The organism is Methylobacterium nigriterrae (assembly GCF_037106235.1).
In the GTDB taxonomy this organism is placed as follows: domain Bacteria; phylum Pseudomonadota; class Alphaproteobacteria; order Rhizobiales; family Beijerinckiaceae; genus Methylobacterium; species Methylobacterium nigriterrae.
The window spans coordinates 42,970-55,360 of record NZ_JBAWTG010000021.1; the positions used below are offsets into that span (position 1 = coordinate 42,970).

Below are 12,391 nucleotides of genomic sequence, written 5' to 3' on the forward strand. Positions count from 1 at the left end.
AACAGCACGATGACGCTGTTGCGCCCCGCTCCCTTGGGGCCGCACGGGGTTCATCCCCCGAGACCGCCGTCGGCGCGGGTTCGGAGGACGCATCCGGTGGACGCAGCACGCGCAAGATCACAATGCCAGCCGGGCTTCAGCCCACGCATCCTGAACCGTTCACGAGCCCGTCCGCCACATGAATCAACTTGTTCGCATGTCCCAGATCGGCGACGCTGAGCAGATTGCCGAGCCGTCCGCCGAGCTGCGCGTTCCTTTCGCCCAGTCGGGCGCTTTCGTCTGCAAGTTCATCATCGGCGAGCCGAACGACCGCGCCGTCTGCTGCGGCGCGCCGGTGGCCGACGGCAAGAGTTGGTGCGCGTTCCACCGCCGCATCGTCTTCGAGCCGACCCGTCCCGGCCGGATTCGCTGAGCCCGGACTGCGCCGGGTCTCGGAGCGCGGGGTTTCGTCGGCGGCCCGTGATGGCGATTTGCCTCGCCGGCCCGAATCGAGGCCGATTCCGGCGGGATGCGGCGGGCCTTCCCGTCCGCGAACGGAGTGCGGCCGCGCAGCGTCGTCCGGCCCGGGCCCGCCCCTCACTCCGGCTCGACTGCCTCCACGAGATCGCTCAGCCAGCCCCGCGCCCTGTCAATCTCGTCCCAGGGCACGTCGCCGAGCGGGAAGTGGCCGGCCAGCACCACGCTGATCACCCCGTTGAGGTGCACGAGGCGCTCGCGGGTGCAGACCTGGCGCCGGTGCCCATCGATCAACGCGTCGCGGAAGGCCGCGAGGCACATCGTGGCCCGGCTGAAGGCGTGATCGTCCTTCCTGGGGCGCTGGCTCAGGACGCGGTCGAGGGCGGCGAGCGCCTTCCGGCCGGGGCGCTCGACCCGCCGATCCGCGTCGCGATCAGGGGCTGCCCCGCCCGGCGCGTCAGCGGGCATGGCGGGCCTCCCGCTTGAGCTGCGTGAGACGGCCCGCCCGCAGGTTCACGGTGAGCGCCTTGGTCGTGTGAATACTGGTATTGGCATCCCCCGTGATCGCGAGCAGCACATTCGCCACAGCGCCGCGGGCATAGCCCTCGCGCCCGTAGACCCAGGGCATGCCGATCTGGTGCACGGTGCGCCCGTCGATCGTGAAGGGCCTCACCCGCTCCGTCACCATCGCCTTCACCTCGATCTCGCCGCGCAAGCTCGACAGCACCGTCCAGCCGAGATGCCGGATGCCGAGCTCCTCGGCGAGTTCCGGCGAGACCTCCACGAACGCCTCCGGCTGCAGCTCGGCGGTGTGGGGCATCACGCGCGTCGGCACGCCGCCGCAATGGAGCTCGGTGAGGCGGAACGTCGTGAAGACATAGGGAAAGCGCGGGTCCTCGGGCGCGTGGAGCTCGTTGCCGGGCCGGCCCCAGAGCTTCGCCGCCGGGTTGAACTGCTGCCCGTAGAGCGGGTTCCTGACGGGGCTCTCGATCGGTTCGTAATGGGTCGGAAGCGGTCCGTCGCGCAGGCCGGTCGGCACGAAGATCTGGCTCTTGCCGTCGGCCTCCATGATGAAGGGGTCGTTGCCCCCGAGCGCATCCATGCCGTGCGGGCGCTTCGACCAGTCGGGCCGGTAATCGGGCCGCTTGTCCTCGACGAAGTCGGGCACGTCGAGGCCGGTCCATTTCCCCTGCCCCTCATCCCACCAGATCATCTTCTTGGCGTCCGACCAGGGCTTGCCCTCGGGATCCGCCGAAGCGCGGTTGTAGAGCGTGCGGCGGTTCGAGGGCCATGCGAAGGCCCAGCCGAGATGCGAGCCCGGCCCGTCCGGCCCGTCGGGCTTTCGCGAGCGGGCGAGGTTGTGGCCCTCCTTCGGCATGACGCCGCAATACATCCAGCCGCCGCAGGCGGTGGACCCATCGTCCTTCAGGTCCTTGTAGGTGGCCACAGGCTCGCCGTCAGCGATCCGGTAGCCGTTGATCTCGGCGAGCACCGCCTCCGCGTTCGGCTCCTCGATCGCGCCCTCGACCGGATAGTCCCAGGTCAGCGCCTGGATGGCGCCGTCACGGGTCTCCCGGCTGCCGGCATAGAGTTCCTTCAGGCGTCGCCCGAGATGGTAGATGAACCACAGGTCCGAGCGGCTGTCGCCCGGCGCCTCGCAGACCTTGTCGTGCCACTGCACGAGGCGGCTCGTGTTCGTGACCGAGCCCTCCTTCTCGCCGGGCATCGCGGCGGGCAGGAAGAACACCTCCGTGTCGATCGCCTCGGGCGCGACCTCGCCGCGCTCGACGAGGCGGCCCTTCTGCCAGAAGTTCGCCGTCTCGGTCATCGCGAAGTCGCGCACCACGAGCCAGTCGAGCCGGCCGAGGCCCCGCTCCACGAAATCCGCGTTGACGGCGCCGACCAGCGGATTCTGGCCGAGCATGAACTGACCCCGCATCACCCCGTCGACCATCGCCATGGTCATCGGCTCCTGGCTGAGGTCGCCGGTGAGCTTCGGCAGGAACTGGTAGCCCCAGTCGTTCGCCTTGGTGGCCGCCTCGCCGTACCAGGCCTTCAGGAGGCTCACGGCGTATTTCGGCATGTTCGACCACCAGCCCGTGGTCGGCGTCTCGGACTTGAGGTAGCGGTCGAGCGTCGCGTGATCGTGGAAGACGTTCGGCTGCGGCAGGTAGGTCGGCAGCATGTTGTAGAGGGTCGGGATGTCGGTCGAGCCCTGGATGCTGACATGGCCGCGCAGCGCCAAGATGCCGCCGCCGGGGCGCCCGACATTGCCGAGCAGCGCCTGGACGATGGTGCAGGCGCGGATGATCTGCACGCCCGTCGAATGGTGCGTCCAGCCGACCGCGTAGGTGAAGGCGCCCGTGCGCTCGCGGCCGGAATTCCTGGCCAGCGTCTCGACGACCTTCAGGAAGGTCTCCTGCGGGCAGCCGGTGACCCGCTCGACCATCTCGGGCGTGTAGCGCGCGTAGTGACGGCGCAGGATCTGGTAGACGCAGTTCGGGTGCTGGAGCGTGCGGTCCTGCGGCGGCGGGCTCTCCGTCATGCTCTCGTAGTCGCCGCCGTCCTGCTCCTTGGTCTGCTCGCGGTGCTCGGCGATGGAGGAGGGCACCGTCTTGCCCTTGTACTGCCAGGTGTCCTGGCTGTAGGCGCGGATATCCGCGTCGAACCCCGAGAACACCCCGTCATTCTGCTCCGGATCCTGGTAGCCATCCTCGATGATGTGGGCGAGGTTCGTGTATTCGAGGGCGAAGTCGCGGAACCAGAGGTCGTTCTCCAGGATGTGGCGGATCATGCCGCCGAGGAATGCGATGTCGGTCCCGGAGCGGAGCGGCGCATAGATGTCGGCGAGCGCGCTCGTGCGGGTGAAGCGCGGATCGACGTGGATGATGGTCGCGCCGCGGCGCTGCGCCTCGGTGACGAAGCGGAAGGCGATCGGATGGTTCTCCGCGATGTTGGAGCCCATCGCGATGATGCAGTCGGAATTGGCGAGGTCCCACAGCGCCATGGTGGCGGCGCCGCGCCCGAAGGAGGTGCCGAGACTCGGCACCGAGGACGAGTGTCAAATCCTGGCCTGGTTCTCGATGTTCAGCATGCCGAGACCGCCGCCGAACAGCTTCTTGATGAGGTAATTCTCCTCGTTGTCCATGGTCGCCCCCCCGAGCGACCCGATCCCGACCGTGTGGTTGATGATGCGCCCGTCGGGTAGCGTCTCCGCGAAGGTCTCGTCGCGGGCTCGGCGGGTGAGTTGCGCGATCCGCTCCATCGCCCAGTCGAGGGGCCTCACCTCCCAGGCCGTCGCGCGCGGCGCCCGGTAGAGCACCCGGGTGACGCGCTCGGGCGAGAGCAGCATGCCCAGCGTCCCGGCGCCCTTGGGACAGAGCGTGCCCGCGTTGACGGGCGAGCGGGGATCGCCCTCGACGTGGATCGGCCGTCCATTCTTGGCGTAGATGAGTTGGCCACAGCCCACCGCGCAAAACGGGCAGATGCTGGAACCGACCCGGTCCGCCTCCTCGAGCCGCGGCCGCAGCCGCTCGGAGGCGGAGGATCTGGCGGCGCTCGACTGCACGTCCTCGCCCGCGAACTGGCGGGGCAGGGACCAGTCGCGCAGGAAGCCGGACAGGCGCGCGCCGATGCCCTTGCCGACGACGCGGCTGCGCTGCCGCCAGGGATGGCCTCGCCCGTCTTCGTCCTGCGCCATGTGCTGCCCTCGCTGAACCGCTGCCAGCACCGCCCGCGACCGACCCGGTCGAGCGCTCGGCGGCCGACTGCTCGACATCGCAAACCGCCGCCCGGAGTGCCTTGTTCCGCACGGGCGGCGCCCGGCCGCGCCCCGGGAAACATGACCGCCTCTGGAACGTTCCGAACTGAAGCGCGCGGCTCCGCCGTGCGGCCCGAGACACGAGAGGCCGGAGCGGCATGCCCACGATGCGCGGGATCGTCACGATCGCCCAGGAAAGCCGCTTTCAGCTCACCGACGAGGACGGCGTCGCGCACCTCTTCGTCCTCTCTCCCCACATGCTGGCCGAGGACGACGATCTCGAGCCGCTGCAGCGCGAGCAGGCACGGATCCGGGTCACCTACTCCCCGGCCCGGAACGAGATCGGCTATCTCGCCGAGCGCATCGAGCGGATCTGAGGGCGTGATGGACAACGTCTTCCACATGCATCCCCGGGCCGCCCAGCACCACCAATCGAGCCTCGACCGGGTCATCCCCGACGAATCCGAGCTCACCGCCGGCGTCAGGATCGAGCCCGGGCGCTCCTACGGCTTCTTCACCGACACCACCGTCTGCATCGGCTGCAAGGCCTGCGAGGTGGCCTGCAAGGAGTGGAACAACCTGCCGGCGGACAATCTCGGGCTGACCGGCCAGAGCTTCGACAACTCGGGCGCGCTCTCCGCCAATACGTGGCGCCACGTCAGCTTCGTCGAGAAGAGCGGCGATGGCGGCGTGCGCTCGACCGTCCAGCAGCCCTTCCAGAGCGGCTGGCTGATGATGAGCGACGTGTGCAAGCACTGCCACCACGCCCCCTGCATGGAGGCCTGCCCGACGGGCGCGCTGTTCAAGACTGAGTTCGACACCGTGGTAGTGCAGCAGGACGTCTGCAACGGCTGCGGCTACTGCGTGCCGGCCTGCCCGTTCGGCGTCGTCGAGGTGAGCAAGCTCGACGGCAAGGCCCACAAGTGCACGCTCTGCTACGACCGCCTCAAGGGCGGCCTGGAGCCGGCCTGCGCCAAGTCCTGCCCGACCGACTCGATCCAATTCGGCGAGCTCTCCGACCTGCAGGCGCGGGCCGGGAAGCGGGTCGAGGACCTGCACAGGCGCGGCGTCCCGTCCGCCTATCTCTACGGCACGCCGGGGGCGCCCGGCGCCACCGGCGGGATGAGCCACCTCAACGCCTTCTTCCTGCTGACCGACGCGCCGGAGGTCTACAACCTGCCCTCCGCCCCGACCCGGCCCTCGCGCCGGATCACCCCGAGCCTCGCCTCGGGCCTCGCGGCGGTGGCCGGCCTGACGCTCGCCGCCGCCCTCCTGTTCTCGGACGCGGAGCGTCGCCCGTGACGGCCTCCTACCCGGTCGCCGCCCGGTCTCCCGAGGACGTGCCCGAGCGCCCGCGCTCCGCCTCCCTGCGCGACATGCCGGAGCCTGGGCGGGTGGGCGGCCATTGGCGGGGGCCGACCTATTACGGGCGCCAGGCGCTGAAACCCGCGCCGTTCGAGGCCGGCGTCGTCGGCGGCTACGTCTTCCTGGCGGGCCTGTCGGGGGCGAGCGCGCTGATCGCGACGGTGGCCGACCTCTCGATGGGGCGGGGCGCGGAGGACCTGGTGCGCCGGGGCCGCTACACGGCGCTCCTGGCGCCCACCATCGGCTCGGCCCTCCTCGTCTACGACCTGCACACGCCCGAGCGCTTCTACAACATGTTCCGGGTCGCCAAGGGCACCTCGCCCATGTCGATCGGGACCTGGATCCTGACCGGCTTCACGGGTGTCGCCTCGCTCACCGCGGCGGCGCAGTTCGCCGCCGACCGGAGCATTGCGCCGGGCCCGGCCCGGACGCTCGCCCGCGCCGCGAGCCTGCCCGCGGCCGCGCTCGGGGCGGGGCTCTCGACCTACACGGCCGCGCTCTTCGCCGCGACCTCGACGCCGCTCTGGGCCGCCGCGCCCCGGAGCCTCGCCGTGCGCTTCGGCGCCTCGGCGGTGGCGAGCGGCGCCATGGCGCTCTGGCTCGGCGAGCGCGACGGCGGCCTGAGGCGGCGCCTCGAGACCCTGGCGGCGGTGGCGCTGGCGGTCGATCTCGCGGGCGACGTGGTCTCGGCCGCGGTCTACCGGCGCCGGGGCGTCGCGCCGGCGCTCGCCGGCACGGCCGGCGCGGTCGAGAAGGTGGTGGCGACAGGGCTCGGCGCGGCGCTCCCCCTCGGCCTCTACGCCGCCGCGCGCCTGACCGGCCGCAGGCCCGGCCGCGGCGAGGGTGCGCTGGCGGCGCTGGCGGTGCTCGTCGGCGGCGCCGCCCTGCGCGTCGCCATCATCAAGGCCGGCGAGACCTCGGCCCGGCGGCCGGACGTGAGCTTCCGCTTCATGCAGCCCGACAACCTGCCGCGCGACGGCGGCTAACCCGCCGGCACGGAGCCCGCGCGGGCCTCACTCGTCGTCGTCACCCTCTTCCAGCGGCCGGTAGGTGCGCAGCGAGCGCCCGTCCGGGAATTGCACGGAGCGGGCGCGGACCACGATGTAGCCGGCGCGCTGCGCGGCCTCGATGCGGCGCAGCCGGTCGTCCGCGAGCGTGTAGCCGTAGACCGGCGCGCCGATCTGTCCGACCGGGTATGGGGCGCCGTAGGGCGTCGCGTAGCGCTCGCGCACCACGAACGTCGCGTAGGGGCTCGTCCGCGACGAAGCCGAACTTCGCGCGCGCGCGCGAGGCGGGCGGGTCGGATGGAGGGCCGCCACGGCGATTCGCCGCTCGGCGTGCCGGCGCACGGCGCGGGAGGCGCTGACCGCGGCGGCCTTCTGGCGGCTCGAGCGGCGGGCCTGACGCGCGGCGGGCGGCTTCGCGGCCTCGGCCCGTTCGGCCGGCTTCTCGGATGCCGCCTCGGCGGCTTTGGGAGGGAGCGGCTGCGCGGCCGGCGAGGCGGCGCTGCCGCGCACCGGCGGATCGGTCCAGGCCCGCGCGGGCGGCGCGGGATCCTCCGCCCAGCTCGGCGGGGCGCCCAGTGCCAGCCCCAGCAACAGGGCGGCTCCGAGACCGCGGCGCGCTCCGATCGGCATGGTGCTCTCCCGGTTATCCGGCGCAGGCACGAGCGCGTCTCGCATCCCGGCGACGCTGCGCCGGCAGGACGGCGGCTTCGTGAAGGAAAACTTAACGGAGCCGTGCCGGCCCGTCCAGGAAACTCGGCGCGTTTCGGGCGGCGCATTCCGTTTCATGCTCCGCAAGCCGTTTCATGCTCCGCAAGTGCACCTTCAGGTGGCAGCGCGGCCATAGCTTGGCTGTGCCACCTAATTAGCCAAAAGAAGGTCGTACAACGGAGTACGTTCGCGCGGGAAAAGGTACTAGAAGGCGAGCTTGAATCATTAGTACCATCATATGTTATTGGCGCCGCGCGCTCCCTGCGCCGAAATCGGACCCTGAGGAAAGCCAGAGAGATCGCGACGCCGCCGCCGGCTGCTCAGGTTAGTACGGATGGGGCTGCGATGAACTGGCCGCGCGTGCCTTCCGGGTGTCTTCGGGCATCCGTCGGGCGCCTGTGAGGACGGGAGTCGCCGTAAGATGAACGAGACCAACATCAGGTTGTGCATCCCGGAGGTGAGCGCCACGCTCCTGAACGGGGCAGCACTGGTCGGTCCGAGGGATGGGCAGCAGGGCGTCTCGCATCGTCCGCCCCCCGGCAGCAATGGCCTTCTGGAAGCCCTGCTGCGGCATGCGCCGCAGAACTGGGCGGAGGAGCTCGAGGCCGTCACCATGACCGCCGGGGAGACGCTGGTCCATTCCGGTGCGAGCCCGGCCTACGTCACCTTCCCCACCGGAGGGCTCGTCTCGGTCCTCGTGCGCAGCGGTCCGGCCGCGAATGCCGAGGTCGAGGTCGCGATGGTCGGCCGGCACGATCTCGTCGGCGCCTCGGCCCTTCTCGGCACGGATCCGGCGTCCCACAGGGCGGTCGTCCAGGTCGGGGCGCCCGCCTACAGGGTGCCCGCGGCGGCCCTGCGGCGCCTGATGGAAGCCTCGCCGCAGGCCCGCGCCCTGCTCCTGCGATACGTGCGCATGAGCCTGGAAGAGGCCTACCAGATCGCCGCCTGCAACAGCCGCCACTCTCTCGAGAAGCGTCTGTGCCGCTGGCTCCTGCAGGCGCACCAGCGCCTGGAGAGCGATACCCTGCCGTTCACCCACGACCACATCGCGCAGATGCTGGGGGTACGGCGGGCGAGCGTGACGGTCGCGCTGCACATCATCGAGGGCGAGCGCCTGATCCGCTCGACGCGCGGCCGCGTCGATCTCCTCGACCGGGCGCGTCTCCAGAACGCGGCCTGCGATTGCTGCGGGGCGATCGCGCATAATCGCCGGGTTCTGAGCCTCGACGGCAGCCTCGAGCGCGCAGCCGCACCGTCCTGCGCGCCCTGCTGAACGGAAGCGCGCGGCCGAGGGGATGCGCGAGCGATGCGGAGGCCGGCCCCGGCGACGGGGCCGGCCTCCGTCGTTGCGGGCGCGGCGTCACCCCGGGCGCCGGGACGGACGCTCCTGCGACGCCGCTTCCGCTTGCGCCGAGCGGGGCCGCACATGACATGCGGTGGGCATGCTCACTGCCCTGCTTGTCGCCGCGCGCTTCATCGTCCTTGCCGTCCTGATCGTGTTCCTGCTGCCGCTGGCCACCCGCGCCCTGTGGTGGCTGAGCCGGAGCGAGCGTGAGTCGAGCTGGGCGGCGGCAGACTGGTCGAGCGCCGGGCTGCTGCCGCCGGCGCAGTCGCACCCGGAGGCGCTGGTGCGGATCTACGCCGCCCGGGTCGGGCGCTGGCGAGGCGTCTTCGCCCATCACAGCTGGGTGGTGGTGAAGGAGACCGGCGCGCCGCGCTACAGCCGCTACGACGTGGTCGGGTGGGGAAGCCCGGTGCGCACCGACGCCTTCGCGCCGGACGGGCGCTGGTTCGGCAACGCTCCGGAGCGCGTATTCGCCCTCGACGGGCCTGCCGCCGCCCGCGCCATCCCGGCGATTCGCGCCGCGGTGGCCGATTATCCGCACCGGGCGCTCGGCTCCTATCAGGCCTGGCCGGGGCCGAACTCGAACACCTTCGCGGCCCACGTCCTGGCTCGCATCCCCGCGAGCGGGGCGACCTTGCCGCCGACGGCGCTCGGCAAGGACTGGACCCCGCCGGGCCGGATCGCCGAGGTGACGCCGAGCGGCACCGGCATCCGGCTGAGCCTCGGCGGCTATGCCGGCCTCACCCTGGGCTGGGTCGAGGGCGTCGAGTTGAACCTGCTCGGCGCGGTGGCGGGTCTCGACTTGCGCCGCCCGGCCCTCAAGCTGCCGGGTTGGGGGCGGATCGGCCTGCCGGCCTGAGCGCGGCGCGACCGGCCGTCCGCGGGAACCGCCGGCGCCGCCAACGCTTTCCGCCTCCATGTCCGATTCCGCCCGCCAAGCCACGCCCGAACCGAGCCCGAGCCCGAGCCCGAGCGCCAGGCGACTGCGGGTGGTGGTCGACCTCAACCGTTGCCAAGCCTACGCCCAGTGCTGCTACGCGGCGCCCGAGCACTTCGTCATCGAGGGGCGCGAGGCGCTGTTCTACGACCCGGCGCCGCCGGCCGAGGCTCGCGCCGATCTCGAGCGCGCCCGCATCGCCTGCCCGGTCCAGGCCATCCGCGTCGAGGATCCGGGGCAGGGCGAGCTATGAGCCGGACCGCCGCGGAGCGCGCCGTCGTGGTCGGAGCCTCGCTCGCCGGCCTGCGCGGCGCGGAGAGCCTGCGCCGTGCCGGATTCGCGGGGTCGCTCACCGTCGTCGGAGCGGAGCCGCATCGGCCCTACGATCGCCCGCCGCTCTCGAAGCACGTGCTCACGGGCGAGGTGGCGGCCGACGCGACCGCGCTGCCGAACCTCGTGCCCCTCGACGCGCAGTGGAAACTCGGCGTCGCCGCGACCGGACTCGACCGAGCGAATCGCGCGGTGCGCCTCGCGGACGGCTCGCGTCTCGCCTACGACCGCCTCCTGATCGCGACCGGTGCCAGGGCGCGCTCCTGGCCGAACCCGCACGAGGGCCGGCTCGCGGGCGTCCACACGCTGCGCGACCGCGCCGATGCGGCGGCTCTGCGGGCTGATCTCGCGGCCGGGCCCCGGCGCGTCCTCGTCGTCGGGGGCGGCTTCATCGGCTGCGAGGTGGCCTCGGGCTGCCGTGCCCTCGGCCTTCCCGTCACCCTGGTCGAGCCCGCGCCGACGCCGCTCGCGCGGGTGCTCGGCACCCATCTCGGCGCCGTCATCGGGGCGATTCACGCCGCCCGGGGGCTCGACCTGCGCTGCGGCGCCGAGGTCGAGTGGCTGGAGGATGACGGCAGGGGCCGGGTCGCCCGGGCGCATCTCGCGGGCGGCGGCGCGATCGAGGCCGACATCGTGGTGATCGCGCTCGGCGTGGTGCGCAACACGGACTGGCTCGACGGCGCCGGGCTCAGCGCGGACGAGGGCGGGCTCGACTGCGACGCGGCCGGCCACGCGCTCGACGCGGATGGCCGCCCCGACACCCGGATCGCGGCGGCGGGCGACGTCGCGCGCTTCCCCCACCCGCTCTACGGCGGCGCGCGCGTCGCGCTGGAGCATTGGGGCCACGCGATCGAGCAGGCCGAGCATGCCGGCCGGCTCCTCGCCGGCGGGGCGCCGGGGAAACCCTACGGCGCCCTGCCGACCTTCTGGTCGACGCAGCATCGGCTCAACATCAAGTCGGTGGGCCTCACCAAGGGCGCCGACGGCCTCGTGATCGCGCAGGGCTCTCCGGAGGAGGGGCGCTTCCTCGCGGTCTACGGCCGGGCCGGGCGCTGCATCGCCGCCGTCTCGGTCGATTGCGCCCGCTGGCTGCCGGCCTACGCGGCGCAGGTCGCCGACCGCGCGCCCTTCCCGCCGATCAGCGCCGCGACGGATCAGCCGGCGCGCCTCGCGGTGCTGGCGCCGGGCCTTTCCTGAGCCCGGTGGCGTGCCGCCCCTCGACACCCGCCGGAAGGACCCGATGGCCGACCCAACCCTCCTCGATCAGATCAAGGACCCGAAGAACCGGGCGGATCCCTATCCCCTCTTCGCGCGGCTGCGCGAGAGCCCGGTCTCGCGCCAGCACGACGGGACCTACGTGGCCGCGACGCATGCGAGCGTGGCAAGCCTCCTGTACGACCCCCGGATCAGCTCGGAGACGCTGCCGCCCTCCGAGCGGCCGCTGACCGGGAACCCGTTCACCGACTGGATCGTCAAGCCGATCCGCGAGCACATCACCGACACGCACCGGCCCTTCATCTTCCGCGACCCGCCGGACCACGACCGGCTTCGGGCCGCCGTGATGCATCAGTTCACCCGCGAGCGGGTGCAGGCCATGCGCCGGCGCTCCGACCGGCTCGTGGCAGACCTCCTGAACAGGAAGTGCGGCGCGCGCGAGATCGACATCGTCGACGACCTCGCCTACCCGCTGCCCGTGACGGTGATCTGCGAGCTCTTCGGGGTGCCGACCGAGGACGAGCCGAAATTCCACGGCTGGGCGACGCAGCTCGCCACCGCGCTCGAGCCCGACAGCCTCGACGACGCCGAGATCAGGGCGAAGAACAGCCGCTGCTTCGACGAGATCTCGGCCTACATGGCCGACCTGATCGCGGAGAAGCGCCGCCATCCGGCGGACGACATGCTGTCGGGCCTCGCCAACGAAGCGCCCTCCGGCATCGGCCGGATGGGGGATTACGACCTCATCGCGACCTCGATCCTGATGCTGGTGGCCGGCCACGAGACCACCGTGAACCTCATCACGAACAGCATGCTCGCGCTGCTGCGCCGCCCCGACGCGCTCGAGCGCCTGCGCGCCGAGCCCGGATGGGCGCCGCGCGTGCTCGAGGAGGTGCAGCGCTTCGACCCGCCGGTCCAGTTCCGCACCCGCAAGGCCCTGGCCGACATCCCGATCGCGGACGTCACGATCCCGGAGGGCGCGCCGGTGGTGCTGCTGTTCGCGGCGGCCGGGCGCGACGGCTGCGCCTACGCGGATCCCGACCGCTTCCATCCGGACCGCCACGACAACCGCCATTTCGGGTTCGGCGGCAGCCTGCATTACTGTGTCGGCGCCCCGCTCGCCCGGTTCGAGACGGAGGCTGCCCTCGCGGCGCTCGCGGGACGGCTCCGGAAGCCCCGCCTGATCGCGGATCCGCCGCCCTACCGGCCGGGCGCGGCGCTTCGCGGGCCGCAGCACCTGCGGCTCGCGATCGCGGGAATCGATTAGG

The 12,391-nt window shown here is 72.1% G+C and carries 12 protein-coding genes; 9 read left to right on the plus strand and 3 right to left on the minus strand.

The features are described 5' to 3' along the window. Positions 1-178 precede the first annotated feature (178 nt). Positions 179-412, plus strand: a complete 234-nt coding sequence (locus tag WDW90_RS13575; RefSeq protein WP_336487922.1) for a hypothetical protein — start codon at positions 179-181, stop codon at positions 410-412. A 164-nt stretch (positions 413-576) separates the two neighbouring features. Here the strand turns inward: WDW90_RS13575 and WDW90_RS13580 are convergent, their stop codons facing one another. Then, positions 577-924, minus strand: a complete 348-nt coding sequence (locus WDW90_RS13580) for a hypothetical protein (protein WP_336487923.1) — start codon at positions 922-924, stop codon at positions 577-579. Further along, positions 914-4,156 (minus strand): formate dehydrogenase, encoded by a 3,243-nt coding sequence (gene fdh / locus WDW90_RS13585; protein WP_336487924.1) that lies wholly within the window; start codon positions 4,154-4,156, stop codon positions 914-916. Before fdh ends, WDW90_RS13580 begins: the two co-directional genes overlap by 11 nt. Before the next feature lie 218 nt (positions 4,157-4,374). Between fdh and WDW90_RS13590 the strand changes: the two genes are divergently transcribed. Genes WDW90_RS13590 through nrfD form a run of 3 tightly spaced genes read left to right on the plus strand, consistent with a single transcriptional unit; the run spans position 4,375 to position 6,567 of the window. Further along, complete coding sequence (locus WDW90_RS13590) at positions 4,375-4,593, plus strand: hypothetical protein (protein ID WP_336487925.1); 219 nt, start codon at positions 4,375-4,377, stop codon at positions 4,591-4,593. 7 nt (positions 4,594-4,600) lie between these two features. Then, positions 4,601-5,518: a 4Fe-4S dicluster domain-containing protein gene (locus tag WDW90_RS13595; RefSeq protein ID WP_336487926.1), complete on the plus strand. Its 918-nt coding sequence runs from the start codon at positions 4,601-4,603 to the stop codon at positions 5,516-5,518. After that, positions 5,515-6,567, plus strand: a complete 1,053-nt coding sequence (nrfD, locus tag WDW90_RS13600; RefSeq protein WP_336487927.1) for an NrfD/PsrC family molybdoenzyme membrane anchor subunit — start codon at positions 5,515-5,517, stop codon at positions 6,565-6,567. The genes WDW90_RS13595 and nrfD overlap by 4 nt, the downstream gene beginning before the upstream one ends. 27 nt (positions 6,568-6,594) lie before the next feature. Here nrfD and WDW90_RS13605 read toward each other — a convergent pair whose 3' ends face one another. After that, positions 6,595-7,218 carry a hypothetical protein gene (locus WDW90_RS13605; RefSeq protein WP_336487928.1) on the minus strand — a complete coding sequence of 208 codons (624 nt, stop codon included), beginning with the start codon at positions 7,216-7,218 and terminating at the stop codon, positions 6,595-6,597. A 499-nt stretch (positions 7,219-7,717) separates the two neighbouring features. On the opposite strand from WDW90_RS13605, the gene WDW90_RS13610 reads away from it, so the two are divergent. The 5 genes from WDW90_RS13610 to WDW90_RS13630 all read left to right on the plus strand — a co-directional run bounded on the left by WDW90_RS13610 (position 7,718) and on the right by WDW90_RS13630 (position 12,390). After that, positions 7,718-8,569, plus strand: a complete 852-nt coding sequence (locus tag WDW90_RS13610; protein ID WP_336487929.1) for a Crp/Fnr family transcriptional regulator — start codon at positions 7,718-7,720, stop codon at positions 8,567-8,569. 169 nt (positions 8,570-8,738) lie between these two features. Further along, complete coding sequence (locus tag WDW90_RS13615; RefSeq protein WP_336487930.1) at positions 8,739-9,500, plus strand: DUF3750 domain-containing protein; 762 nt, start codon at positions 8,739-8,741, stop codon at positions 9,498-9,500. Between the two features lie 58 nt (positions 9,501-9,558). Further along, the gene (locus tag WDW90_RS13620) at positions 9,559-9,831 is read left to right on the plus strand and encodes a ferredoxin (protein ID WP_431311035.1); all 273 of its coding nucleotides are present in this window, start codon (positions 9,559-9,561) and stop codon (positions 9,829-9,831) included. After that, positions 9,828-11,105 (plus strand): NAD(P)/FAD-dependent oxidoreductase, encoded by a 1,278-nt coding sequence (locus WDW90_RS13625; protein ID WP_336487931.1) that lies wholly within the window; start codon positions 9,828-9,830, stop codon positions 11,103-11,105. Before WDW90_RS13620 ends, WDW90_RS13625 begins: the two co-directional genes overlap by 4 nt. A gap of 43 nt (positions 11,106-11,148) precedes the next feature. After that, positions 11,149-12,390, plus strand: coding sequence for a cytochrome P450 (locus tag WDW90_RS13630; protein WP_336487932.1), 1,242 nt, complete (start codon positions 11,149-11,151; stop codon positions 12,388-12,390). Position 12,391 lies beyond the last annotated feature (1 nt).